Consider the following 25,546-nt stretch of genomic DNA (forward strand, 5'->3'; position numbering starts at 1 on the left):
CAGCCGCCAGAGCGCTGGAATGATTTTTCCAGCGCGCCCGACGGGCTTGCAACGGTCATGCGCCCATCGGCCCGATCGGAGAATATGCGCTCCTTTCGCACCTGCCGCTGTTGCATTTGCCCCTCGTTATGGCCATCAAACGCCCACTGATCATTCTTCGTTACGGGAGATGCGTTTTGAAAATACTGGTCCCGGTCAAGCGGGTGCTCGATGCCAATGTCGCCGTCCGGGTGAAGACCGACGGCTCGGGCGTCGAACTCGCCAATCTCAAGATGAGCATGAACCCCTTTGACGAAATCGCCGTCGAGGAAGCGGTTCGGCTGCGCGAGGCCGGCACAGCGAGCGAGATCGTCGCCGTCTCCATCGGCCCCGCCCAGGCGCAGGACACCTTGCGCACCGCGCTCGCCATGGGCTGCGACACCGCCATTCTGATCAAGACCGACGAGGCGATCGAACCGCTCACCGTCGCCCGACTGCTCCAGAAAATCTGCGAGCAGCAGGCCCCCGATCTGGTGATCATGGGCAAGCAGGCCATCGATGATGATTCCAATCAGGTGGCGCAGATGCTCTCGGCCCTGCTCGGCTGGCCGCAGGCAACATTCGCGTCCAAGTTCACCCTCAGCGATGGCACAGCCAGCGTGATCCGCGAGGTCGATGGCGGGCTCGAAACCCTCGACCTCGACCTCCCCGCCGTGGTTTCCACCGATCTGCGGCTCAACACCCCGCGCTATGCGTCGCTGCCCAATGTGATGAAGGCGCGCAAAAAGCCCCTCGAAGAGATCGATGCCACCAGCTTCGGCATCGATCTTTCCCCCACCTTGCGCATCGTCTCGACCGCCCGCCCGCCCGAGCGCAAGCCCGGCTCGCAACTGGGTTCAGTTGCCGAACTGATCGACATTCTCAAGACGGAGGGCCGCGTCCAGTGACCACGCTCATTCTCGCCGATCACGACAACAGCGCACTCAATGCCGCGACCGCCAAGGCCGTCACCGCCGCCCGTGCGCTTGGGGGCGACATCCATGTGCTCGTCGCCGGGCATCAGTGCGCCAGCGTTGCCGAGCAGGCAGCAAAGCTCGATGGCGTGGCCAGGGTGCTCATCGCCGATGCTACCGCTTTTGAGCACCGCCTTGCCGGCCCGGTCTCCGAGCTGATCCTTCATCTGGCGGGCGGCTACAGCCACTTTGCCGCTCCGGCCACCAGCTTCGGCAAGGATGTGATGCCCCGCGTCGCCGCCCTGTTGGGCGTCATGCAGGTGTCCGATATCACTGCGGTGCTCTCGCCAACCGCGTTCGAGCGCCCGGTCTATGCCGGTGCCGCCCTGCAGACGGTCGAGGCCACTGCTGAGAAAATCGTTCTCACCATTCGCGCCTCGGCCTTCGATGCGGTCGCCGACACCGGCTCGGCCCCTGTGGATCCTGTCGATTTCACCCCCTCCGCGCCAAAAGCCCGTTTCGTCTCGCGCGAGACGGCGGCCAGCGCCGGGCCGAACCTTGCCAATGCCCGCGTCGTCGTTTCGGGCGGGCGCGCCCTGGGGTCTGCGGAAAATTTCGATGCGCTGATCGCGCCATTGGCCGAAAAGCTCGGCGCAGCGATTGGCGCGTCGCGCGCCGCAGTCGATGCGGGCTATGCGCCCAATGACTGGCAGGTCGGCCAAACCGGCAAGGTGGTCGCCCCCGACCTCTACATCGCCATCGGCATTTCCGGCGCGGTCCAGCATCTGGCGGGCATGAAGAACGCCAAAACCATCGTCGCCATCGACAAGGACCCGGAGGCCCCGATCTTCGCGGTCGCCGATTATGGCCTCGTTGGCGATCTGTTCGAGATCATCCCCGAACTGATCAAGGCGCTCTGACCGGCAGAACCAGTCGCTCCAAACAACCTCAGCGGGGCTGCGCGCCCAATTGGATCACCGCGCGCGCTCCGGCTGTAATGGCGGCGGAAAGGCATTCGGCAGGCGTTTCGCCGCGCAATTCGGCGGCGAGAAACCCGGCCAGGAACGCATCCCCGGCCCCGGTCGTGTCGATCACATCGACACTCTGGGCCGGTAGCGCCACCGTATTGCCGTCCCGCGTCGCATAGATGGCCCCTGCGCCGCCGCGCTTGAGCACCACGCGGGGAAAGTGGTCCAGCAGAGCCGCCACCTGTTCGGCGGGGTCGACTTCCCCGGTCAAAAGTGCAGCCTCGTCGGCGTTGGGAAACACGATATCGGCACCCGCCGCCCATCCCATGAACGCGTCGGGCCCCACCGACCGCAAAAACCCGGTTGAGGCGGGATCGAGGCTCACGGCGATACCGCGACGCATGGCCTCTTCCATCAAACTCATCACCGCGCGGCGCGGCCCGTCCTCGAACATTGCATAGCCGGACACATGCAGGCGATCGGTGCCGTCAAGCAATTCGGACGAGAGGTCTTCCGGCCCCAGCCTGGCGTTAGCGCCGCGATCGGTCAAAAAACTGCGCTCGCCATCGGGATCGATCAGGCAGATCAGCGTGCCGGTCGGCACCAGATCATCGGCCCCCAGATGCGCCGCGACCCCCTGCCCCTCGAAATAGATTTTCAGCCGCGCCACGTCCGTCGCGCCCGCGCGTCCGGCGAAATGGGCATCCACTCCCATCGCCGCCATCCACACCGCCTGATTGGCACCCGAACCGCCGGGCAATTGCCGTATCGCCGCTGTCGTATCGGTGCCACGCGCAATCGGACCTTCAGGCACCACCAGAATATCGGTGATCACGTCCCCGACGACGAGAACCTGCCCGCTCATATTCCTGCGCTCCGGCACAAGCCGCGTGCCCTCACGCCGCTGTCTCCAGAGCCACTGCGATCTTTGAAGCCACTGCCGCGTTGTTTTTCACCAGCGCGATATTGGCGGTCAGGCTCTTGCCCCCGGTCAACTCGAAAATCCTGTTGAGCAGATAGGGCGTTACATCCTTGCGACCCACGCCCTGCGCCTCCGCATCGGCAATCGCCGCTGCAATCCGACCGTTGATCTCATCGGCATCGAGGGCGTCGGCTTCGGGGATCGGGTTGGCGACCAGCACCCCGCCGCGCATCCCCAACTGGGTCTGGGCCGAAATCAGCGCCGCCACTTCCTCGGCGGTGTCGATCCGGTAGTCCACCCCATATCCGCTCTCGCGGGCAAAGAAGGCCGGGAAGGCATCCGTGCCAAACCCGATCACCGGAACACCATTGGTTTCAAGCACTTCGAGGGTTTTCGGAATGTCGAGAATCGACTTGGCACCGGCGCACACCACGGTCACCGGGGTTTGCGAAAGCTCCGTCAGGTCAGCGGAAATATCAAACGTAGCCTCGGCCCCCCGGTGCACGCCGCCAATGCCCCCGGTTGCAAAAATCCGGATACCGGCCATGGCGGCGATCTGCATGGTGGTGGCCACGGTGGTCCCGGCGGTCAGCCCTTTGACGAGGATCGCTGCCAGGTCGCGCCGCGAAGCCTTGGCCGCATCGAGCCCGGTCTTGGCCAGCTTCTCCAGCGTGTCGCCCGCTACACCCACATGGCATTTGCCGTCCATCACCGCGATGGTTGCGGGCAACGCGCCGTTCTCGCGCACCACCTGTTCCACCGCCAATGCGGTTTCCAGATTCTGCGGATAAGGCATCCCGTGGGTGATGATGGTGGATTCCAGCGCCACGATCGGCTGCTTGTCGGCGAGCGCATATTTGATTTCAGGGCTGATGGCGAGAAAGTCGGACACGGCGGACCTCACTGATCTGATCCCTGATGCAAATCACAGCCCGCATTCACACGCAAGCCTTTGAGCCTTCCCGCCTCCAGCCACAACGATTGGACTGGCGCTTCAGAACACGCGGTCAGCGCCTTGGCAGAGCCGCGAAAAATTCCGCATATTCGCCAGTCCGGGTGCTCTGAAGCACAGTTTCCAAATCATCGAGCGGCGTAAGGGAAAGGTCCACCCGCACATCGATTGCCGGGTAAGGCTGATCGCAACAGACAAGAATTGCCGCCGAGCGGATGCCGCGCGCGTCCCCGCCCTTTGCTTCCCCGGCCCGCAGCGCCGCCAGCAATCGCAGTTCCAACGGCCCCCGCTCGGCCCGGAACCCGTCCACCATCGCCGGGACCACAGTATCCGCCGCCAGCAGATTGCCCGCTGCCGCCAACCCGTCCTCAAGATGCAGGCCAACGTGTTGCGTCAGCCCGCTTCCGCTCCATCCAGCGGTCCGCCCCTTGGCGTCAATCACTATAAGCTGCCGCTTATGGACCTCAACATCGGCTTGTGTGAGGGCATCCACCACCTGTTGCGCCCCTTCGCCCAATGCCAGCTGCGCCAGCCCGTCGGGCGCATAGAGCGGGTTGGTAAAACCTTGCGTCGCCAAGGCCCCGACCCCGGCCCGCGCATGGGGAACAAGCGAGCCCACGGCGGGTCCGCCGGTAGCCGTCGCCACTCCGAATGCGCCGGTCTGCGGGTCACGCGCAACAATTGAAAATGTCATGGCGGGTCTCCCGGCGCACTCGGCTTTGACGGTGCGTGCCGAACGCCCTGTCGCATTTTATACCGACAAATCTGTTGCCATGTCTATTTATGCTGATAAATTAATTCAAGGCTGAAGCGCCTGGGAGAGGTGTACTTCTGCCGATTAAAAAGGAGAGGATCATGAACAAACTGCTCGCCGGAGTTGCCGCCGCCGTTCTGCTGGCCGCATCTCCGACCCTCGCCCAGACGCCCCCCGATGTTCTCGTGGTTGGCCAGATCGCCGAGCCGCAATCGCTCGATCCGCAGGTCTCCACCGCCGCCAATGATTTCCGCATCACCACCAATATTTTCGAAGGGCTGGTGCGCTTCAAGGATGGTACGCTGGAGGTCGAACCGGCCCTGGCCACCGACTGGACGATTTCCGATGACGGGCTCGTCTATACCTTCACCTTGCGCGAAGGCGTCACCTTCCATGATGGCACCCCGTTCAACGCCGAGGCGGTGAAATTCACCTTCGACCGCATGCTTGACGAGAGCCATCCCTATTACGACACCGGCCCGTTCCCGCTGTCGTTCAATTTTGCCGATATCACCGAGACCAAGGTGATCGACGATTATACCGTCGAATTCACGCTCGGCCTGCCCTTCGCGCCGTTCCTCACCAACCTCGCGACCAACACCGGCGGCATCGTTTCGCCCGCCGCTGTCGCCGAATATGGCGATGATTTCGGGCGCAATCCGGTGGGCACCGGCCCGTTCCAGTTCGCCGAATGGCAATCCAACACCCGCGTGGTGGCCATCCGCAACGATGCCTATTGGGGCGACCCCGCTGGCACGGAAACTGTGGTCTTCCGCCCGATCACCGACGCCAATACCCGTGTCGCCGAGATGCTGTCCGGCGGCGTGGATTTGATGGTCGAGGTGCCGCCCGATAACGTGGCGATGTTCGCCGACGATCCCAGCTTCACCGTCTATGACGCTGTGGGCCCGCATGTCTGGTACGTGATGCTCAACGCCAAGGACGGCCCGTTCGCCGATCCGCTGGTGCGCCAGGCGGCCAATTACGCGGTCAACAAGGAAACGCTGGTCAACGACGTGCTGCAAGGCACCGCCGATGTTTCCGCCGGCCCGATTCCGCCGGCCTTCGCCTGGGCCTATAACGAAGACGTCGCGCCCTACCCCTACGATCCCGACATGGCCCGCCAGCTTCTCGACGAGTCCGGCGCCACGGACCTGTCGGTGACCTTCTACGTCACCGAGGGTGGTTCGGGGATGCTCGACCCCATCCCGATGGGCACCGCCATCCAGGCCGATCTCGAAGCCGTCGGCTTCGATGTCGCCATCGAGACCTATGAGTGGAATACGTTCCTGGCCAATGTGAACCCCGGCCTCGAAGGCAAGGCGGACATGGCCGAAATGGCGTGGATGACCACCGATCCCGACACCCTGCCCTTCCTCACCCTTCGCACCGACGCCTGGCCCGAGGCGGGCGGGTTCAATTCGAGCTACTATTCCAACATCGATGTCGACGAAATGCTCGATCAGGCCCGCATGGCCACCGATCAGGAGGATCGCGCTGCGCTCTATCGCGACATCCAGCAGGTTGTTCATGACGACGCCCCGTGGATTTTCGTCGCCAACTGGAAACAGAACGCGGTCTCCACCGCCAACGTTCAGGGCTTCGAACTGCAGCCCGACTTCAACCTGCGCCTGCGCGGGGTGACCAAGCAGTAGGCCTCAGCGCCTCTCCAGCCTCCCCCGCAAGGGGGAGGTGCCGCGCTCACTCGCCACCGCCAGGATTTGGCCCCGCGATGCCTAAACCACCACCGTCATCCCGGGCTCGACCCGGGATCCAGTAACCGGCAGAGTCGAGGACAACCCAAGCCCTGCCGACTACCCGCCCCCAACGCAAGTCGGGGGCGACACAGAGAGACGGGAAACACCGCATGACCGGCTACATCGTCAAACGTCTTCTCTATGCCATCCCGGTCATCATCGGGCTCAGCGTCATCGTATTCGGGATCATGGCCGCCATTCCCGGCAGCACGGCGCTGGCCATTCTGGGCTCGTTCGCGACCCCCGAGAACGTCGCCCGCGTCAATCGCGAACTGGGGCTCGACCTGCCCGTCTGGCAGCAATATTTTGTCTGGGTCGGCAATCTGGTTCAGGGCGATTTCGGCCACTCCTACATCCTGCGTCGTCCGGTGCTTGATGAAGTCCTCGAACGGTTCGGTGCCACCCTGATCCTCGCCGGCACGTCGCTGGTCCTGTGCTCGATCTTCGGCATCCTCGCGGGCGTCGTCTCCGCCGTGCGCCAGTTCGGCTGGACCGACCGCATCGTCACCCTGTTCGTTCTGATCGGCATTTCCACGCCGGCGTTCTGGCTGGGGCTGATCTTCATCCTCGTCTTTGCCGTGCAATGGCGCGTGCTTCCGGCCTCGGGGATGTATGCGGTTTATGGCGGCGGCGACCTGCCCGACCTGTTGATCCACCTCATCCTGCCCGCCACCACGCTGGCCATCGTCGCCACCGGCGTTATTGCCCGGCTGACCCGTGCCGCGATGCTCGAAGTGCTGCGGCAGGATTATATCCGCACCGCACGGGCCAAGGGGCTCAACGAGCGCGCCGTGATCTATCGCCACGCCTTCAAATCCGCTCTGGTCTCGATCATCCCGGTCATCGGCATCCAGGCGGGGTTCGTGATGGGCGGCGCGGTCTATATCGAGACCGTGTTCCAGTGGCCCGGCATCGGGGCCATGCTGGTCAACGCCATTTCCACCCGCGACATTCTGCTGGTGCAGGGCGGTGTCCTGCTGGTCGCCGTCACCTATGTGCTGATCAACCTCGCCGCAGACGTGGCGCAGGCCATGCTCGACCCGAGGCTCAAGACATGACCCAGGCGCTGGCGACCACCGCTCCCCTGCCCACCGCGCGCCTGTCGAACTGGCGGCTGCTGCTCAACAACCGGCTGGCGGCGGGTGGGCTGATCGTGCTCGGGCTGATCGGGCTCCTTGCCCTTCTCGCTCCGCTGCTGCCGATCCCCAACCCCAATATCACGAATCCCCCCAACCGCTTGCAGCCGGTCTTTAGCGAAGGACATTGGCTGGGCACCGACCATCTGGGCCGCGATATCCTCTCGCGGCTGATCTGGGGCACCCGCGTTTCCATCGCCGTCGGCCTTTCGGCCACGGCAATCGCCGCGCTGATCGGATCGCTGATCGGGCTGGTCGCAGGCTACGCGCGCGGCACCACCGACAACATCCTCATGCGCGGCATCGATATGCTGATGGCGTTTCCCTACATCCTCCTGGCGCTGGCCATCGTCGCCGTGCTCGGCCCCGGCCTGCTCAACGCGCTCTATGCCATCGCCGTGGTCAACATCCCGTTTTTCGCGCGCAACGTGCGCGGCATCACCGTGGGGCTGGCCAGCCGCGAATTCGTCGATGCGGCGCGGCTCTCGGGCAAATCGCACACGGCGATCCTGTTTACCGAAGTGCTGCCCAACGTCCTGCCGGTGATCGTCATCACCATGTCCACCACGGTTGGCTGGATGATCCTCGAAACCGCCGGCCTCTCCTTTCTCGGTCTTGGGGCCCAGCCGCCGCAATCGGACCTGGGGTCGATGCTGGGTGAAGGCCGCCGCCTGCTGTTTAACGCCCCCCATGTCTCGATCATCCCCGGGTTGATGATTTTCGCGCTGGTGATGAGCATCAATCTGCTCGGCGATGGCATCCGCGACGTTCTCGATCCGCGCCTTAAGGCGGGCGACCTCACCCGCCCCCTCTCGGTAACGCGGATGGCGCGCGGCACCGCCTACGCCCCTGCTAAGGGCGGGCCTTCCGATGCCATTCTCGATGTGCGCAATCTCGAAACCAGCTTCCAGAAGGGCCGCGCCACCGTCCCGGCCGTCCACGACATTTCCTTTTCGCTCGACAAGGGCGAATGCCTTGGCCTCATCGGCGAATCCGGTTCCGGCAAGTCGGTAACGGCCCTGTCGCTGCTCGGGCTCGTCGCCTCCCCTCCGGGGGTAATCACCGGCGGTTCGGTCTTTATCGAGGGCGAAGACATCTTCGCGCGCTCCGAAACCGGCATCCGCGCCCTGCGCGGTTCCAAGGTCGCCTATGTGTTCCAGGACCCTCTGACCACGCTGCATCCCCTCTATCGGGTCGGCGATCAGATCGCCGAAGCTGTCACCGCTCATCAGCCCGTGGGCAAGGCCGAAGCCAGACGCCGGGCCATCGCGTTGATGGAACAGGTCGGCATCCGCGATGCCGCCCAGCGCGTTGACGCCTTCCCTCACGAATTGTCGGGCGGCCAGCGCCAGCGCATCGGCATCGCCATGGCGCTCGCCAATGATCCCGACATCCTGATCGCCGACGAACCCACCACCGCTCTTGATGTGACGGTACAGGCGAAAGTCCTCGACCTGCTTCAGCATCTGCGCCGCGAGCGCGGGCTGGCGCTGCTGCTCATCACCCATGATTTTGGTGTGGTCGCGCAGGTTTGCGATCGGGTCGCGGTGATGAAGGATGGCGAGATCGTCGAAATGGGCGATACCGACACCGTGCTGCGCGCGCCGCGTCATGCCTATACCAAAAAGCTGATTGCCTGCGTCCCCGAACTGGGCATGGGCAAGGCTTTCCTTGACCGGGTGCGTCCATTGTTTGCGGAGGATCGGCCATGACCGACGCCCTGGTCGTGCGCGATCTGCACAAGACTTTTGGTGGCACCAAAACCCTGTTCGGGGCCCGCTCCCACGCCATTCACGCCGTCGCTGGCGTCTCGTTCACCCTCGCCGCTGGAGAAACTCTCGCCATCGTGGGCGAATCCGGCTCGGGCAAATCGACCATTGCCCGCATGCTGGTGGGTCTCGAAACTCCGACCTCGGGCGCTATTTCCATTGCGGGCAAGGATTATTCCGCCCTGCGCGCCGAGGGCTCGCGTGCCTTCGGGCGCACCATCCAGTATGTGTTTCAGGACCCTGTGGCCTCGCTCAATCCCCGCCGGACCATTGACCGCATCCTCGATGTGCCCCTGCGCCTCCTTCGCGGCTATGACGCCGCCAAACGCGCCGCCCGCAAGCGCGAATTGCTCGACGCGGTGCAGATGCCGTCAGACACGCTGGAGCGCTATCCGCATGAATTTTCCGGCGGGCAGGCCCAGCGCATCGCCATCGCCCGGGCGCTTGCTGCCGAGGCCGAAATCATGGTTCTCGACGAGCCGGTTTCGGCGCTCGACGTTTCGGTCCAGGCGCAGGTCCTGCTGTTGCTCGACGACCTGAAACGCGAGTTGGGGCTTTCCTATCTGTTCATCAGCCACGATCTGGCCGTGGTGGAATCCATCGCCGATCGGGTCGGTGTGATGTATCTGGGCCAGATGGTCGAACTCGACACCGCCCCAAACCTGTTCGCCTCTCCGCAGCACCCCTACACAAACGACCTGATCGCCAGCGCACCGAGGCTGGAGGGGGTCACATAATATGGCCGCCCACGCCTTCCGCGCTCCCAATCATCAACGCTGCTGGCAAAGCACCGCCACAGCCCGCCTCCCCACCGTCATCCCGGACCTGATCCGGGATCCAGTAACCGGCAGAGCTCCGGCTCTTCCCAACCCGTGCCACCAACCACCCGCGCCACTCATGTCCACCTCAACTCCGAGCGTACTGGCTCCCGGATCTTTGCCCGGGATGACGCCTGCGGGAATAATGCCTCTCAAAACCCCACCCCCTGTCATCCCGGACCCGATCCGGGATCCAGTACAAGGCAGAGCTCCGGCTCTTCCCAACCCGTGCCGCCAACCTTCGCCACTCATGCCCACCTCAGCTCCGAGCATACTGGATCCCGGGTCTTCGCCCGGGATGACGTCTGCGGGAGTGATGCCCCTCAAAACCCCACCCCCTGTCACCCCGGACCCGATCCGGGATCCAGTAACCGGCAGAGCTGCGCGTCATTCCTTCCCGCCGCCACAACCTTTCTTTCGCCCTCAAAGAGAGAAGGGGAACTGAGGCAGCGCTTCAGCAAGACGGCTGGCGCTGCACCAGGAGCCAGGCAGTACGCCGCGCTTGCCAGAAACACCCTCGTCTGCTTTGAAAACCAACACCATGACCAACCAGAACCCCATCGCTCCCCCCCGCCGCAAGCGCACCGATGAGATCGTTGACGCGATCAAGCAGACCATCATCGTGCACAGGCTTCAGCCCGGAGACCGGCTGCCGCAGGAACGCCAGTTGATGGAGCAGTTTGCCGCTTCAAGGGGCACCGTTCGCGAGGCGCTGAAGTCGCTTGAGGTTCAGGGCCTGATCCGCACCCGCACCGGGCCGGGCGGCGGCGCGTTCTTGGAGACCATGTCGGAAAGCCGGGCGATGAGCCTGTTGTCGAACTATCTGTTCGCCAAGACGGTGACCATCGCCGACATCTACGCTTTGCGAAAGGTGCTCGAACCGCTGGTTGCGGTCAGCGCCATGGGCAATATGGATGCCCGCGCCTATGACCGGCTCGATGCCATCATCGCCATTTACGATCACGAGCCCGCCGATGCACAGGAGCGCTGGGAGCAGCGCATGGCCGAGCTCGATTTCCATGGCGTGGTCGCCGAATATTCCGACAATGCGCTTTTAGCCTTCACCTGCCGCTTTTTGCAAAGGCTGCTCAAGGACCTGGCCGTTGCCCGGGACATCTATATTCAGCCCAAACCGGTTCTGCGTGCCGAGGGCATCGAGTATCAGCGCCGCATGATCGCCGCCATGAAACAGGGCGAAGCAGACGCCGTTCACCACATCATGGCCGAGCACATGGCCTATGCGGAACGCTCCATGCTCGATCTTCAGGCCGAACTGGCCGGCGACTTTCTCCATGATCCCGTGGCGCGGGCGGGGGGTGATAAAAAGCGGAGGACCACCCCATGATCGATCTCGATTATCTCACCGCGCGCTTGCGCGACCTGCTCGACACCCCCTCCCCCGTGGGCATGACCGAACGGGCCACCGCTCTGGTGGCGGACTGGCTTGGAGAGTTGGGGTATGACGTTGCCTACACCCGCCGCGGTGTGATGAGCGTCACCCTTGGCGATGGTGCCCCCAAGCGCGCTCTTGCCGCTCATGTCGATACGCTGGGCGCGATGGTGACCGGCTTTCATCCCAATGGCCGCCCGCGCCTGCGTAACACCGGCACCTGGGCGGCGCGCTTTGCCGAAGGGGCCCGCTGCACCATTTTCACCGACGCTGGAGAGGTGCGCGGCACCATCCTTCCGCTCAAGGCATCGGGCCATCTTTTCAACACCGAAGTGGACACCCAGCCAGCCGATTGGGACAATCTGGAAATCCGCGTCGATGATGGTTTGATTTTTACGCCAACTCCATCCTCGAATGCCCGCAAGTCCACTCATTTTATCATCAATGTTGGCGACATGATTGCCATCGATGCGCAGCCGGAATTCCTCGATAACGGCTTCATCGTGTCCCGGCATCTGGACGATAAGGCTGGCGTTGCCTGCCTGTTGGCGGCCCTCAAATACCATGCCGACAACGGCATCGCACCGGCCATCCCGGTGCAGGTGATGTTCACCATTTCCGAAGAGGTCGGCATTGGCGGAACGCACGGATTTGATCAGCAGGTTCAAGAGCTTGTAGCCGTCGACAACGGCGTCACAGGCCCCGGACAGACGACGCGGGACGACGCTGTCACCATTGCTTTTCGGGACCGCACCGGCCCATTCGACATGCCGATCACCCGTCATCTTCTCGCGCTGGCGCGGGACAATCAGATTGCCCATGAGCGCGATACGTTCCGCTCCTATCGCTCGGACAGCGCCGCCGCCATCGATGCGGGCTGGGACCTGCGCGTCGGCCTCATCTGCTTCTCCCTCGACGCCTCCCATGGCTGGGAGCGGACCCATATCAAGTCCTTGGAAGAACTAACGAAACTGATCATCGCTTATATCGGCAACCCGCTGGTTCCCCTGCCCGGCTGAGCCCCGGAACCCCGCTTCACGCCTCATCGTTATCCCCGTGCGAGGGTTACGGGGTATGATGATGACTGCGCGGACCACTGCCCGAAAATTCATGCCGATGGGGTTGTTGCGCGGTGTTGGCGGTGCGCTGCTGTTTTCCCTTCCCATGCTGATGACCATGGAGATGTGGGAGCTGGGCATAACGCTGGATCGCTGGCGAATACTGATCCTGCTGATCACCGGATTTCCGCTGTTGCTGCTGCTGTCGCGGGAAATCGGATTTGAACGCACCGAGAGCTGGTACGAAAATATCCGTGATGTAACAATATCTTACGGGATCGGAATTGCTACCAGCGCCGCCATTATGGCCGTACTGGCCATTCTGGGTGGCCCATCCAGCCCGGACATCGCTACCGGCAAGATTGCCATCCAGACCTTTCCCGCCGCCCTTGGCGCCATGCTCGGCCGCTCCCAGTTCGGCGGCGAGAAGATGAACTCCGGCGAGAAACAGGAGACCTTTAGCGGCGAGATGCTGATCATGGCGGCAGGTGCGCTGTTCCTCTCGCTCAACATCGCGCCCACCGAGGAAATCCGGGTCATTTCCTTCCGCATGAACGCGTGGCACGCGCTGATCCTCATCCCGCTTTCGCTGACCATCATGCACGCTTTTGTTTTCGCCGCGTCGTTCGCGGGCGGCAGCGATGTATCACCGGAAACCCCGTGGTGGAGCGCCTTTTTGCGCTTCACCGTCTCGGGTTATGCCCTGGCCCTCGCCATCAGCATCGCGGTGCTGTGGGTCATGGGGCAGATCGACGGCATGAGTTTCGAGCGGGCCTTGCGCGTTACCGTAGTGCTCGGATTTCCAGCTGCGATCGGCGCGGCTGCAGCGCGCCTGATCCTCTAAGCCCTTTCGATACAATACTATTTTGTCATAAGGACCGCCGCCATGGCCCAGATGCAAGATCCAGTTTCCCGCACTACTGCCGACAGCGCCGCGGCGCGTCTCGAATGGATCGTGGCGGCTGTGAGCGCCGTCATCGTCCTCGCCCTCACCGGGTTCATCCTCTACGAGGCACTGGTCAAAACAGGCTCCGAGCCTGACCTGCGTTTTACCGTCCAGCGCGGGTTCGCCATGTCGGATGGCTACGTGATCCGCGCCATGGTCCACAATGATGGACGCGCGACCGTCTCCAACGTCGACATCGCCGCAGAGGCCCGCCAGCCCGACGTCTCGCCCGAAACCGCCTCGGTTACAATCGACTACCTTCCCGCCGAAAGCTCTACCGAAATCGGCCTGATCTTCTCGTTCGAGGTCGACCCCGCCCACCTCCAAATCCGCGCCCTCGGCTATACCTATCCCTAATCCGACGGTGCTCGACGCGTAGCAAGACCCGGCCAGTAAAGGGCGTCAGCGGTCGGGCGTGGACCGAATATGGCCTGCCCCACCCGCACGACAGTCGCGCCCTCTTCAATGGCGACCTCATAGTCGCCTGACATGCCCATCGAAAGTCCCGTCAGCCCTGGATGCACAGTGACGGCACGGTCGCGCAAGGCGCGCAGAAGCTCGAAACAAGGGCGAACCAGGGTCACATCGGAACTGAAAAGCGCAAGCGTCATAAGCCCTTGTGGCTTGAGGCGCGGATACTCCGTCAAACGCTCTACAAACGGCATCACCTCGTCCGGATGCAAGCCGAACTTGCTGGCCTCCCCCGATGTATTGACCTGCACAAAGACATCCAGATCGCGTCCCAGCGCCTCCAGGCGCTTGTTGAGTTCTTCGGCGAGCCGAATGCTGTCGAGAGCGTGGAACTCCTTTGCGAAGCGGACGAGATATTTCACCTTGTTGGTCTGGAGATGGCCAATGATGTGCCAGTCAATATTCAGGTCATCGAGTGCAGCGTGCTTGTCCCGCGCCTCCTGCAACTTGTTCTCGCCGAAATCCGTGATGCCTGCGGCATAGGCGTGGCGCAGAACCCGGGCTGGGACGGTTTTGGTGACAGGCAGCAGGCGGACCTCATCGGCATGGCGACCGGCGCGGGCGCAGGCATCTGCAATCCGTTGTTTCACCTCTTGCAGATTGGCGGCAAACGCCCCGGCAGGATCGTTGCCGAAGCGCTCTATGTCTTCCGGGGTAAGGTCAGTGAGAGAGGGCTGCATGGCAGAGTTCTTTCCAGGGCGAGACAATCAACAGGATAGAGGAAACGGCACAACGCGGACCCTCAACGGGTTGCCGAACTTGGTACGACCATCAAAATTTCCTGCAATCAACCGATAATTTCCCGAAAACGCACGATTTAATTTGCTCCGGAGACAGGGAACCGGGTTGACCTTGGAGATTGGCTGTTCCTAATGTCCAAAATCGAAAAAGAGAGCTTCACATAAATGAAGCCAAAATACGAAAACTAACTGTCAAGGGGCAGGATATGATTGTCAGGTATATCGCGCCGCGAGCGGCGCTCGCTTTTCTTATGGTTTCTGTAAGTGCCGTGGCGATTTCGGCGCAGGAACGGGTTCCAGAAATCTATCTCGACACGACAACAGAAGCATACGACCCTATTCGGTACGAAGCCGCCTATATTATTGCTGAAGCCTGGGAACAGCTGGGCCTGAGCGTCTCGGTGCGACCGACCGAATTTTCGACCCTTCTGGGCCGGTTCTATGATGAGCAGGATTTCGACGCTACCGTGGTAGGCTGGTCGGGACGAGTGGACAGGCTCGATCCGCAGTTCTTCCTTGGAACGCTGGATTCACGCCAATCCGATCTGGGCGGCAACAATCCGGGCGGATACTCCAACCCCGACTATGACGCACTTTACGACGCGCAAAGTCAGGAGTTCGACGTCGACGCGCGGGCCGATCTCGTCCATGCAGCGCAAGACCTCTACATCCCCGATGCCCCGGTGGCGATACTATTTTATCGTGACGAGGTCGTGAGTTACAACAACACGACATTTGACGACATGCTGGTGATGGCCGGCGAAGGGCTGTATTCCGAGTGGGGCCCGATGCAGGCTACGCCGCTCACAGATCGCACAATTCTGCGCATTGGCGGCCCGCAGGAGCCTGACAACGTCAACCCGCTCGCCTCCACATCGGTCTGGGGCTGGAAGTGGATGCGGCTCTATTATGACCGCCTTGTCCGGCTCTCCCCGGATGTCGAGCCGATCAACTGGATGGCCGAGAGCGTCGAGGCCATCGACGAGACCACCATCGAGGTTGTCCTGCGCGAGGGGCTGGCCTTCCATGACGGCGAACCTGTAACCGCCGAGGACGTGGCCTTTACCTTCGGCTATTACGCCGAGCAGGATTACTCTTATTTCGACGCGTATCTCGCACCGGTCGAGAGTGTCGTTGCCACTGACGAGCGCACCGTGGTCTTCAATCTGTCCGAGCCCTCGGCGGTGTTTGCAACGGTCGCCCTGTCCCAGATCCCGATCCTCCCGGCCCATATCTGGTCCGAGATCGACAATCCGGGCGAACTGGCTCCTGAAGACATTCCGGTCATTGGTTCGGGACCGTTCGTCTTTGAGGGTTACAACCGCGGCGAGATCAAGTCGCTGTCGACCAATCGCAATCATTTCCACTCCGACGAGATCGCCGTGGATGGTGTTGAATTCATCATCTATGCCGATATGGAGGGCGTATTTACCGGCCTTCAGACCGGGGCGATCGACATGACCGCCTGGCGCATGGAGGTGGGCCAGATTCCGCTCGCGGACGACGATCCTGCGCTCACCGTGGTCTCGGTGCCGGACTTTGGCTATTACCACACGACGTTCAACACCCGCCGCCATGCGTTCGGTGACGTGGCGTTCCGCCGGGCGCTGACCTACGCGATGGACCGCGAACGCATGGTCAACGTGCTGCTTGACGGCCGTGGCGAGGTCGGGTCGAGCGTGATCGCTCCGGTCAACGCCTTCTGGAACAATCCATTTGTCGAAATGTTCGATTTCGATATGGATGCTGCCCGGGCCGAGCTCGAAGCAGGAGGCTATAGCTGGGATGACGAAGGGCGTCTTCTGATGCCTGCCGAAGGCTGATTTCAGCCAGCGCCGCCCGGAAACAAGCCGGGCGGCGCTCCCCAGCAAAGCGCTTTTCGCCCCTGCCTGCGGTAAAGAGGCCCATGTCCCGATCGAGCTATCTCCTGCGACGCGCCATCCAGGCGCTGGCCGCTCTTTTCGTCATTGCAACGCTGTTGTTTTTCCTGTTCAGGCTCGGCCTGCCCGATCCGACGACGGCGCTGGTGGCCGAGGGGCTTAACCCGGAACAGCGCGAAATGGTCCGGCGCAGTTTCGGCCTGGATCAGCCCCTCTGGCGGCAATATCTGATCTTCCTGCAAAATGCTGTGCAGGGCGATTTCGGTTTTTCTTTTCATTACCGCGCGCCGGTAGCCGGGATCATCTGGGAACGGCTGGCCAACACGATGGTGCTGATGGTGACAGCCATCGTCATCGCCTACCTGATCGGAGTGCCGCTGGGCGCCTGGCTCTCCTGGCGGCGGGGCACTCGCACGGATACCTCTGGCATCATCCTCGGCCTGATGTTCCGATCAGCTCCCATGTTCTGGACCGGGATGATGGCCATTCTCGTCTTCGGCGTCTTCCTGGGGCTGATGCCAACCTCTGGCATGCGGACGCTGCCCTATTCCGCAGATGGGTTTTTCGACAAGATTTTCACTGTCGATTTTCTTGTACACCTCATCATGCCCGCGCTGGTGGTGGCGCTCTATTATCTGGGCTCTCCACTTCTGATCATGCGCAACACCATGCTTGAGGTCTATGGGGAGGACTTTATCGAGATGGCGCGCGCCAAGGGACTATCGGAGCGGCGCATTCTCTACAATCACGCGGCGCGCAACGCGCTGTTGCCGGTCGTTACCCAGCTTGCCGTTACCATCGGCTTGGCAGCTGGCGGCCAGGTGGTGGTGGAGGTGGTGTTTTCCTGGCCCGGGCTGGGGCGTGAAATCCTCCAGGCGGTACGCACCTCCGACTTCCCGCTGGCACAGGCAAGCTTTCTGGTGATGGCTGCGTTCGTCATCACCCTCAATCTCCTCGTCGACATTCTTTACACCACGCTCGATCCCAGGGTGGGTTTCAAATGATCTTGCCATCCTATCTTTCGAGCGCACTCAAGCCGCTAAAGCTGATGGTCAGCGACAGGCTGGCCGTGACCGGCATGGTTGTGCTGGGCGCCATCATCGCCATGGCCATATTTGCCCCGGCACTGGCCCCTTACGATCCGCGTGCGATCAATGAGGTCGAGGATGCCTCCGTGCTCCAGCGCGACGCAAACGGGGTCTGGCGTTTGCGTCCCTCGCTTGGCCCGCTGGCCCTGCATGCGGCCGATAGCAATGGAGAAATGGGCATCGCGGTCGGCGGCGGCGGCACTGCCTTTGTCTACGAGGACGGAGAGTGGCGCGAAATCGACATTCCGTCCCAATCCGATCTCAACGGGGTGGCAATGTCCGATGCTGGCACTGCGCTGGCTGTCGGCGATGCGGGCACCATCGCATTTTGGGATGGGGCCGACTGGACAGAGTTCCAGGCCCCCTTCCCCGCCGACCTGCAAGCCGTGGCGTTCATTGATGCTGACACCGCCCTGATGGTTGGGGCCGGTGAGGAAATCTGGCACCTCGATACAGCTTCGGGCACGATCGTCGAGATCGACAGCCCGATCGGGCGCGGTTTTCCTCTTTTCGCTGTCGCCCGCGACAGTGATGGCACAATGCTTGCCGTGGGCGATCGCGGTCTTGCCATCCGCTACGACCCCGTTACCGGCGAAGCCCATCAGGAACGGGTCGGCACCAACCGTGCCCTCAATGGACTTTCGATTTCTCCTCATGGGGTCGGGCTCGCGGTGGGCGAGCGGGCCACCGTACTCTATCGCGAAAACGCTGACTCTGCCTGGGTCGAAGAAACCGCTCCCGAGACCCGCGCCTTACGGGCTGGCTGGGTCGATGATACCGGGCAGGCGTTCGCGGTGGGCCGCAGTGGCATGATCCTTGAACGGATCGATGGCAACTGGACACAGAGCGAAACCGAGAGCGAACGGCATTTCCGTACCGTCATGGCTGCTGGCGATACCGTCATGGCCCTGGGGTCGGACCGCTTCGTCAACCGGCTCGCCCCGCCCAGCGCGGAGCATTGGTTCGGCACCGATCATCTGGGGCGCGATCTGTTCAGCCAGAGCATCTACGGCTCGCAGATAGCGCTGCTGGTCGGCTTCATCGGCGCAGTGCTGGTCATGCTGATCGGCACCAATGTGGGGCTGATCGCGGGTTATTACCGAGGCAAGGTCGATACCATCCTCATGCGGACCGTCGACGTGATCTACGGCATTCCGTTCGAGCCGTTCGCGCTTATTCTAGTCCTATTGTTCGAGCCGAGCCTGCTGATCGTCATCCTTGCGGTCTCGCTTTTGACCTGGCGTACCGTGGCGCGGATGATCCGTTCGCAGGTGCTGTCCCTGCGTGAGCGGCCCTTCGTCAAGGCGGCCCGTGTGGCCGGGGCATCGGACCTGCGTATCATGTACTTGCACATCTTCCCCAACGTCATGCCGCTGGTCTTTCTGGAGCTGGCGATCATCGTGGGGGTTTCGATCATTGCCGAAGCCACGCTCTCATTTCTGGGCCTCGGCCCCCCGCAGTCGATTTCCTGGGGCGGTATCCTGCACAATGCCCGTCTGTCGGGCGCCTGGCGCACCGCGTGGTGGTGGAACCTGCCGCCCGGATTTCTCATCATGATCACGGTGCTTGCCGTCTTCTTCATCTCCCGGTCGCTTGAAGTGATCGCCAACCCCAGGCTGAGGGCGCGCCAATGAGCCGGTCCGATCTCTTGACCGTCACTGACCTTGCCATTCATTACCGCACCGGGGCTGGTCCAGTGCGGGCGGTCGATGGCATCGACTTTTCCATCCGACCGGGCGAGGCTCTGGGGCTGGTGGGGGAATCGGGCTGCGGCAAGACCACAGCAGCCAAGGCTATGCTCAAGCTGCTGCCGCCCAATGGGGAAGTTGCTCGTGGCAGCATCGATTTCGCCGGGCGTGATCTCGCGCCGCTCAGCGAGGACGAGATGCGCAAGGTGCGCTGGAAGGACATCGCCTGGGTCTCCCAGGCCGCGATGAACGCCCTCGATCCGGTCTATCGGGTGGGCGATCAGATCGTCGAAGCCATGCAGGCCCATATCGAGATTAGCAAGGCCGACGCGCTTGCTCATGGGGCTGAGCTGTTCCGCGCCGTTGGCATCGATCCCGGTCGGCTGTCGGCCTTCCCGCACGAAATGAGCGGTGGCATGAAACAGCGAGCGGTAATCGCCATGGCCATGGCGCTCGATCCCAAGCTGGTCATTGCCGACGAGCCAACCACCGCGCTCGACGTGGTGACACAAGCCCAGATTCTCGCCCGCCTCGCCCGGCTGCGGCGCGAACGCGGCATGTCGCTGCTGTTCATCACCCACGATATTTCCGTCGTGGTGCAGACCTGCGACCGGGTAGCAGTGATGTATGGGGGCCGCATCATGGAAACCGGGCCGGTGCGCGAGGTGTTCGGCAGCCCGTTCCACCCCTATACGATGGGCCTGACCAATGCCTTTCCCACTCTGGAAGGCGCGAAACGCGAGTTGATTTCCATACCCGGCACGCCGCCCGACCTTCTGGCTCCGCCAAAGGGCTGCCGCTTTGCCGATCGGTGCCCGTTCCGGCAGGAGGTCTGTGTCGAGGTCTCCCCTCCGCTGCAGGCTCTGGACGGCGAGCGCGCTGTAGCCTGCCACTTTCCAGACAAAGCCGAGGAATTCCGTTCCATCTCGTCGCAAAACACCACCTGGGAAAAGGTCGGCGAACGGCTTGGGGAGGCTGTTGCCGCGCCAGTGGCGTCTGAGAATCGACCGACCGTCGGTGCCAGCGGCAAGGTGTTCTCGGTGCGCGGACTCAAGCGCCACTTCCCCATCGCAGGCGGGCTGTTCTCGCGCGAGGATCGCTATGTCCACGCAGTGGATGGCGTCGATTTCGACCTCAATTCGGGAGAAATACTTGGACTGGCGGGGGAGTCGGGCTCAGGCAAGACCACGACTTCGGAAGTTCTGGTCAAATTGCAGGACCCGACCGAAGGCACCGTCGATTTCGACGGCGTCGACGTAGGCGGGTTGAGGGGCAAGGCGGTTAAAAATTTCCGACGCAGTGCGCAAATGGTCTTTCAGGACCCCTACCAGACACTCAATCCACGCTTTACCATCGGTGACATCGTCGGCGAACCGCTCAAGATCCACAAGCTCGCCAAAGGCGACACGGCAAAAGCCCGAGTGGTGGAAGCGCTTGACAGGGCTGGCCTCAAGCCCGCCGAAACCTATCTCGACCGTTTCCCACACGAGCTTTCGGGCGGACAGCGCCAGCGGGTGGCCATTGCCCGCGCGATTGTGCTTGAACCCAGCTTTATCGTCGCCGACGAGCCGGTCTCCATGCTCGACGTGTCGATCCGGGCCGGGGTTCTGAACCTCATGCGCCGATTCCGCGATGAAATGGGGATTTCATTCGTCTATGTCAGTCACGATCTTCCCACGATTCGCTATGTCGCGGACCGGACGGCAATCATGTATCTGGGAGAAATCGTTGAGATCGGCCCGACCGAGAAGCTGATCTCCGAGCGCAAGCATCCCTATACGCGGCTGTTGCTGGATGCGAGCCCCGAGCCGGATCCCGATCTGATCAAGCCTCCCGTTGAGGAGGCGGGCGAAATCCCCTCCGCCATCGACGTGCCCAATGGCTGTCGTTTCCACACCCGTTGTCCTGTGGCCACCCCGACCTGCGGTTGGGAGGGACGCGATGTGGCCAGCGCCCTTGCCGCCTACGCGATCGAGCATGGCCAGACCGCAATGCTCGGCGAAGCCAAAGTCCAGGGTCTCGATATCGAGATCGAGGCACCGCAAGGGGCTGAACGCGCCCTGCCCGATCTCCGGGCGATTCTCGCCAAAAAACATCCGTCACTGCTCGAAGCGTGCACCTTCTCCTCGCAAGGCAACCGGATACGGATTGCATTCGAGAGCCGCCCCTCCCCCGCCCGCCGCAAAGTCGCGGATGACCATGAGGTCGCCTGTGTCCTTTATTGACTCCTATCCCGCAACACCCGAATTGGCGGGTGATTTCGGCATGGTCAGTTCCACGCACTGGCTGGCCAGCAGCGCCGGAATGGCCATGCTGGAAAAAGGCGGCAATGCCTTCGATGCCGCCGTGGCGGCAGGCTTTGTGCTCCAGATCGTGGAGCCGCACCTCAATGGTCCCGGGGGCGAAGTGCCGGTGATCTTTTATTCGGCAGCCGACGATGCCGTCCGCGTGTTGTGCGCTCAGGGCACCGCGCCGCAGGACCTCACTATCGCCCTGGTCCGCGACACGCTGGGTCTGAATTCCATACCCGGAACGGGTCTGCTTTCAGCCGTAGTGCCCGGCGCGTTCGGAGGCTGGATGAGGCTGCTGGCCGATTATGGCACGCTCGATCTGGCCACCGTTCTCGAACCCGCTATCGGGTACGCAGCCAATGGATTTCCGGTCCTGCCGCGCGTTGGCGGCGCCCTTGTCGAAATGGCGCCCTTCTTTGCGGAGCACTGGCCGAGTTCGGCGCGGACCTGGACGGCGGGCGACCTTCCCACCCGCGCCGGCCAGCGCATATCCAGCCCACTTATTGCACAAACCTATCAGCGCATTCTGGCTGAAGCCCTGGACGGCGGCGGCAGTCGCGTACAGGTCATCGAACGCGCCATCTCTGTTTTCTATCAGGGGTTTGTTGCCGAGGCGATTGACGGCTTCCTGCGCGCGGAGCCCTTGATGGACACCTCGGGGCGGCGCCATCGCGGCGTGCTTACGGGCGAGGATATGGCCCGGTGGCAGCCGCGCTACGAAGCGCCCGTTTCCCGCGATTACCACGGTCTGACGGTGCACAAGACAGGCCCTTGGGGACAGGGGCCGGTGCTGCTGCAAATGCTTGCCCTGCTCGAAGGATTCGACCTTGGGGCCATGGACCCGCTTGGCCCCGATTACGTCCATCTGGTGGTGGAGGCGTCCAAGCTCGCCTTCGCCGATCGTGAAGTCTTTTACGGCGACCCCGATTTCGTCGATGTCCCGCTCGATCACCTGCTAAGCGCCGATTACACCACCCAGCGCCGGGCGCTCATCGATATGGAGCATGCTTCGGCCGAGTTGCGACCGGGCAGCCATGGAAACAGCCAGGCGAGGCTGGACTACCTGCTCGCCAATGCGGGGCGGGACAAGGATGTCGGCATGGGGACGGGAGAACCCACGTTCGCACGCCTGCCGGGCGATACCGTTCATCTCGACGTCGTGGACAGATTTGGCAATATGGTCAGCGCCACGCCTTCGGGTGGCTGGTTCCAGGCGTCACCCGCCATACCGGGACTGGGTTTTTGCCTCTCCACCCGGGCCCAGATGTTCTGGCTTGATGAGACCATGCCCGCGGCGCTGGCCCCGGGCAAACGGCCCCGGACCACGCTGACCCCCACCCTGGTCACCCGTGAGGCCAAGCCCGTGATGGGGTTCGGTACGCCTGGTGGTGACCAGCAGGATCAATGGTCCCTCCAGCTTCTTCTGGGAGCCTATCATTTCGGACGCAACATGCAGGCGGCCTGCGATGCGCCCCTGTTCCATACCGAGCATTTCCCTGCTTCCTTCTTTCCGCGCGCCATGAAGCCTGCGCACCTGGCCATCGAAAACCGCTTCCCCGAGGCCACAATAAGAACGCTGACGGAAAGAGGGCATCAGCTCGATCTCAAGGGGCCATTCGATCTGGGTCGACTGTGCGGTGTCTCTACCCGCGACGGCTTCCTGCGCGCCGGTGCCACCGCCCGCCACGCCCAATGCCGCGCCGTCGGGCGCTGAACGGTTTGTTTCATCCGCCATGCGAGACCGATCGTTTCATCGAGAGCTCGCCATCCTCGCTGACAATAAGATCATGAACGATTTCGCCCGGAAACTTCACGAGAGATTCACTCGGTTCTGGCACCTTAACTTGTCGCAGACAATCGATGCGCGCGCCACAAATCTTCGGTCGGGCGCCGCCCTTTCTCTCCCGCCCGGTGCAGCATGCGATGAACGCGTTAGTTCTGATCACCCCGCCATGAGGAAGGCAGGCGCCGCCATCAGCGCGGCATGCACCTGTGCGGCCGGTGCGGTCACTACGTCGAATCCCAGATCATGGGTGACGCAGGTGTCGTGGATGGTGACGGTGCTGTAGCCGAGGTCGTTTGCGGCGCGTGGTGGCATCGACGCACATATGGCTCATCGCGCCGATCACAACGGTCTCTTCGACGCTGTTGAGCAAATCGCCCAGCCCGGTTTCACGAAAGGAACTGGAAAATTCTTGGTGATGACCGGCTCGTCGCCCTGAGGCAGAACGGCCGCGTTGGCCTTGGCCCAGTCACTTCCGGGCGCGAAGATCGGGCCCCGGGCATCTCATGGCGGATGTGGGCGACCAGATCACCCTGCTCGCGGTCATGGGCAAAGACGCGGGCGGCATTGGTGGCGGCGGCATCGACCACCACCAGCGGGAATTCGCCCGTGCGCCAGCATTCGTTCTGGAGATCGACGACGCTGATGACGCGCTTCGACATGCTTGCATCCCGAATGGTGGATACTGGCCGAAGCCTTTGGGTGGCGATTTCCCTATGTGCTGCTCGATACTGACCGGCTGATCATAGCGCAGGGTGCTGGACGACCGACCAATTTCAAGTCGGCGCTACCAAGCGTGGAGGACCTACCCGGGTCGATAACTACCGCCGCTGAACTTCGAGATATATCGGGGCGTAGGGAAATCGGCGTTCCCGATTTTATACCAAAGTGGCGGAGAGGAAGGGATTCGAACCCTCGAGACAGTTACCCGCCTACGCCCTTAGCAGGGGCGCGCCTTCGACCACTCGGCCACCTCTCCGAGGCGGGTGGTAGCCCGGTTCAGCCTTGGGATGCAAGGGGTTTTTGAGGGGTGGGGACAAATTTGGCGTATAGGGCGATGAAAACGGATTTTGACACGATCGGGAACCGGGGCAAGGGACGTGACGTTCCCCAGTCATCTTTAAGGAGAACAATGATGAATCGTGATCAAATGCAAGGCAATTGGAAGCAGTTTACCGGGAAGGTGAAGGAACAATGGGGTAAATTCACCGATGACGATCTCGATGTCATCGCCGGAAAACGCGAGCAACTCGAAGGAAAGATCCAGGAGCGTTACGGAAAGACCAAGGAAGAGGCCAAGAAAGAAGTCGACCATTGGTTTGATCGCAACGGCTGGTAGCTATAACAAAGGGCCCGCATAAAAGATAATGCGGGCCCAACTGTATTCAGATGTAAAAAATTCCACTCAACGCGCGCGCTGGTTAAACATGACCTGCTGCGCGTCTTTATCTTCTGACAGATCGACCTGCTGCTCTTCGGGTAGCCTTACTGCAAGCCCGCGCTCGACAGCCGGGCGGGACTTCATGCGCTCCTGCCAGGCGGCGATATTGGGGAATTCGGCGAGATCGATGCCCTGCCCTTCCCAGCCCAACGACCAGCTCAGCGACGCCATATCGGCGATCGAATAATCGCCGACGATATAGTCCTTGCCGGAAAGCTGTTTGTTTAGAACACCATAGAGACGATGGGTTTCGTTGCGATAGCGATCGATCGCGTAAGCAATCTTTTCCGGGGCATAGAGGGCGAAGTGATGATTTTGCCCCAGCATCGGACCAAAACCGCCCATCTGCCAGAACAACCATTCATCAACGGCGACCCGGGCGCGAGGGTCCGTCGGGTAAAATTTGCCAAATTTTTCAGCAAGATACTTGAGAATCGCCCCCGATTCGAACACCGAGATCGGCGCGCCACCGGGGCCTTCGGGATCGACAATGGCCGGGATCTTGTTGTTGGGGGAGATGGCCAGAAACTCGGGCTTGAACTGATCGCCCTTGCCGATCCGGATCGGGTGGACCGTATAGGGCACACCGAGTTCTTCGAGCATGATGGTGATCTTGTGCCCGTTGGGGGTCGGAAAATAATACAGATCGATGGGCTGTTTCTGTTCGGTCATAGTGACTCCGGTTCACATTGGATGGGGCAGAGTGCATCGTAAAATTACGATAAATGCAAGCCCCGCAAATGCAAAGGGCCAGTATGCAAT

The 25,546-nt window shown here is 62.1% G+C and carries 23 protein-coding genes and 1 tRNA gene; 16 read left to right on the forward strand and 8 right to left on the reverse strand.

The window, feature by feature from the left end; genetic code table 11:
• The first annotated feature begins 176 nt into the window (after nucleotides 1–176).
• Complete coding sequence (locus VNS12_RS04960) at nucleotides 177–926, forward strand: electron transfer flavoprotein subunit beta/FixA family protein (protein WP_325486734.1); 750 nt, start codon at nucleotides 177–179, stop codon at nucleotides 924–926.
• On the forward strand, nucleotides 923–1,852 hold the full coding sequence (locus VNS12_RS04965) for an electron transfer flavoprotein subunit alpha/FixB family protein (protein WP_325486735.1): 930 nt from the start codon (nucleotides 923–925) through the stop codon (nucleotides 1,850–1,852). Before VNS12_RS04960 ends, VNS12_RS04965 begins: the two co-directional genes overlap by 4 nt.
• A gap of 28 nt (nucleotides 1,853–1,880) precedes the next feature.
• Here the strand turns inward: VNS12_RS04965 and VNS12_RS04970 are convergent, their stop codons facing one another.
• The 3 genes from VNS12_RS04970 to VNS12_RS04980 all read right to left on the reverse strand — a co-directional run bounded on the left by VNS12_RS04970 (nucleotide 1,881) and on the right by VNS12_RS04980 (nucleotide 4,468).
• Complete coding sequence (locus VNS12_RS04970; RefSeq protein ID WP_325486736.1) at nucleotides 1,881–2,765, reverse strand: carbohydrate kinase family protein; 885 nt, start codon at nucleotides 2,763–2,765, stop codon at nucleotides 1,881–1,883.
• 31 nt (nucleotides 2,766–2,796) lie between these two features.
• Nucleotides 2,797–3,714, reverse strand: a complete 918-nt coding sequence (locus tag VNS12_RS04975) for a pseudouridine-5'-phosphate glycosidase (RefSeq protein ID WP_325486737.1) — start codon at nucleotides 3,712–3,714, stop codon at nucleotides 2,797–2,799.
• A 115-nt stretch (nucleotides 3,715–3,829) separates the two neighbouring features.
• Nucleotides 3,830–4,468 carry a DUF1028 domain-containing protein gene (locus VNS12_RS04980; RefSeq protein WP_325486738.1) on the reverse strand — a complete coding sequence of 213 codons (639 nt, stop codon included), beginning with the start codon at nucleotides 4,466–4,468 and terminating at the stop codon, nucleotides 3,830–3,832.
• A 161-nt stretch (nucleotides 4,469–4,629) separates the two neighbouring features.
• Between VNS12_RS04980 and VNS12_RS04985 the strand changes: the two genes are divergently transcribed.
• The 8 genes from VNS12_RS04985 to VNS12_RS05020 all read left to right on the forward strand — a co-directional run bounded on the left by VNS12_RS04985 (nucleotide 4,630) and on the right by VNS12_RS05020 (nucleotide 13,759).
• Nucleotides 4,630–6,183 (forward strand): ABC transporter substrate-binding protein, encoded by a 1,554-nt coding sequence (locus VNS12_RS04985; protein ID WP_325486739.1) that lies wholly within the window; start codon nucleotides 4,630–4,632, stop codon nucleotides 6,181–6,183.
• A 212-nt stretch (nucleotides 6,184–6,395) separates the two neighbouring features.
• Nucleotides 6,396–7,343, forward strand: coding sequence for an ABC transporter permease (locus tag VNS12_RS04990; protein ID WP_325486740.1), 948 nt, complete (start codon nucleotides 6,396–6,398; stop codon nucleotides 7,341–7,343).
• Nucleotides 7,340–9,133, forward strand: a complete 1,794-nt coding sequence (locus tag VNS12_RS04995) for a dipeptide/oligopeptide/nickel ABC transporter permease/ATP-binding protein (protein WP_325486741.1) — start codon at nucleotides 7,340–7,342, stop codon at nucleotides 9,131–9,133. The genes VNS12_RS04990 and VNS12_RS04995 overlap by 4 nt, the downstream gene beginning before the upstream one ends.
• A complete protein-coding gene (locus tag VNS12_RS05000) occupies nucleotides 9,130–9,927 on the forward strand; it encodes an ATP-binding cassette domain-containing protein (protein WP_325486742.1) in 798 nt (265 codons plus the stop codon). Before VNS12_RS04995 ends, VNS12_RS05000 begins: the two co-directional genes overlap by 4 nt.
• A gap of 622 nt (nucleotides 9,928–10,549) precedes the next feature.
• Nucleotides 10,550–11,353: a FadR/GntR family transcriptional regulator gene (locus VNS12_RS05005; RefSeq protein WP_325486743.1), complete on the forward strand. Its 804-nt coding sequence runs from the start codon at nucleotides 10,550–10,552 to the stop codon at nucleotides 11,351–11,353.
• Entirely contained in the window at nucleotides 11,350–12,417 is a 1,068-nt protein-coding gene (locus tag VNS12_RS05010) for an osmoprotectant NAGGN system M42 family peptidase (RefSeq protein ID WP_325486744.1), read from the forward strand. The genes VNS12_RS05005 and VNS12_RS05010 overlap by 4 nt, the downstream gene beginning before the upstream one ends.
• Before the next feature lie 55 nt (nucleotides 12,418–12,472).
• Nucleotides 12,473–13,300: a TIGR02587 family membrane protein gene (locus tag VNS12_RS05015; RefSeq protein WP_325486745.1), complete on the forward strand. Its 828-nt coding sequence runs from the start codon at nucleotides 12,473–12,475 to the stop codon at nucleotides 13,298–13,300.
• A gap of 42 nt (nucleotides 13,301–13,342) precedes the next feature.
• Nucleotides 13,343–13,759: a hypothetical protein gene (locus VNS12_RS05020; RefSeq protein WP_325486746.1), complete on the forward strand. Its 417-nt coding sequence runs from the start codon at nucleotides 13,343–13,345 to the stop codon at nucleotides 13,757–13,759.
• Here VNS12_RS05020 and VNS12_RS05025 read toward each other — a convergent pair.
• A complete protein-coding gene (locus tag VNS12_RS05025; protein ID WP_325486747.1) occupies nucleotides 13,756–14,553 on the reverse strand; it encodes a YggS family pyridoxal phosphate-dependent enzyme in 798 nt (265 codons plus the stop codon). The two genes, VNS12_RS05020 and VNS12_RS05025, sit on opposite strands and share 4 nt — an antisense overlap.
• 266 nt (nucleotides 14,554–14,819) lie before the next feature.
• Here VNS12_RS05025 and VNS12_RS05030 point away from each other — a divergent pair, with 266 nt between their 5' ends.
• The 5 genes from VNS12_RS05030 (at nucleotide 14,820) to VNS12_RS05050 (ending at nucleotide 23,274) form a co-directional block, all read left to right on the forward strand.
• On the forward strand, nucleotides 14,820–16,436 hold the full coding sequence (locus VNS12_RS05030; protein ID WP_325486748.1) for an ABC transporter substrate-binding protein: 1,617 nt from the start codon (nucleotides 14,820–14,822) through the stop codon (nucleotides 16,434–16,436).
• Between the two features lie 83 nt (nucleotides 16,437–16,519).
• On the forward strand, nucleotides 16,520–17,497 hold the full coding sequence (locus tag VNS12_RS05035) for an ABC transporter permease (RefSeq protein ID WP_325486749.1): 978 nt from the start codon (nucleotides 16,520–16,522) through the stop codon (nucleotides 17,495–17,497).
• The gene (locus VNS12_RS05040) at nucleotides 17,494–19,215 is read left to right on the forward strand and encodes an ABC transporter permease (protein ID WP_325486750.1); all 1,722 of its coding nucleotides are present in this window, start codon (nucleotides 17,494–17,496) and stop codon (nucleotides 19,213–19,215) included. The genes VNS12_RS05035 and VNS12_RS05040 overlap by 4 nt, the downstream gene beginning before the upstream one ends.
• Nucleotides 19,212–21,494: an ABC transporter ATP-binding protein gene (locus VNS12_RS05045; RefSeq protein ID WP_325486751.1), complete on the forward strand. Its 2,283-nt coding sequence runs from the start codon at nucleotides 19,212–19,214 to the stop codon at nucleotides 21,492–21,494. The genes VNS12_RS05040 and VNS12_RS05045 overlap by 4 nt, the downstream gene beginning before the upstream one ends.
• Complete coding sequence (locus VNS12_RS05050; protein ID WP_414693067.1) at nucleotides 21,490–23,274, forward strand: gamma-glutamyltransferase family protein; 1,785 nt, start codon at nucleotides 21,490–21,492, stop codon at nucleotides 23,272–23,274. The genes VNS12_RS05045 and VNS12_RS05050 overlap by 5 nt, the downstream gene beginning before the upstream one ends.
• 228 nt (nucleotides 23,275–23,502) lie before the next feature.
• Here the strand turns inward: VNS12_RS05050 and VNS12_RS05055 are convergent, their stop codons facing one another.
• The 3 genes from VNS12_RS05055 to VNS12_RS05065 all read right to left on the reverse strand — a co-directional run bounded on the left by VNS12_RS05055 (nucleotide 23,503) and on the right by VNS12_RS05065 (nucleotide 24,322).
• Complete coding sequence (locus VNS12_RS05055; RefSeq protein WP_325486752.1) at nucleotides 23,503–23,658, reverse strand: cysteine hydrolase family protein; 156 nt, start codon at nucleotides 23,656–23,658, stop codon at nucleotides 23,503–23,505.
• 74 nt (nucleotides 23,659–23,732) lie between these two features.
• A complete protein-coding gene (locus tag VNS12_RS05060; RefSeq protein WP_325486753.1) occupies nucleotides 23,733–24,005 on the reverse strand; it encodes a cysteine hydrolase family protein in 273 nt (90 codons plus the stop codon).
• Between the two features lie 227 nt (nucleotides 24,006–24,232).
• Nucleotides 24,233–24,322 (reverse strand) — tRNA-Ser (locus tag VNS12_RS05065).
• A gap of 156 nt (nucleotides 24,323–24,478) precedes the next feature.
• On the opposite strand from VNS12_RS05065, the gene VNS12_RS05070 reads away from it, so the two are divergent.
• The gene (locus VNS12_RS05070; RefSeq protein WP_325486771.1) at nucleotides 24,479–24,682 is read left to right on the forward strand and encodes a CsbD family protein; all 204 of its coding nucleotides are present in this window, start codon (nucleotides 24,479–24,481) and stop codon (nucleotides 24,680–24,682) included.
• A 66-nt stretch (nucleotides 24,683–24,748) separates the two neighbouring features.
• Here VNS12_RS05070 and VNS12_RS05075 read toward each other — a convergent pair whose 3' ends face one another.
• Nucleotides 24,749–25,456, reverse strand: coding sequence for a glutathione S-transferase N-terminal domain-containing protein (locus VNS12_RS05075; protein ID WP_325486754.1), 708 nt, complete (start codon nucleotides 25,454–25,456; stop codon nucleotides 24,749–24,751).
• Nucleotides 25,457–25,546: the final 90 nt, after the last annotated feature.

The organism is Pelagibacterium sp. (genome assembly GCF_035555455.1).
Lineage (GTDB): Bacteria > Pseudomonadota > Alphaproteobacteria > Rhizobiales > Devosiaceae > Pelagibacterium.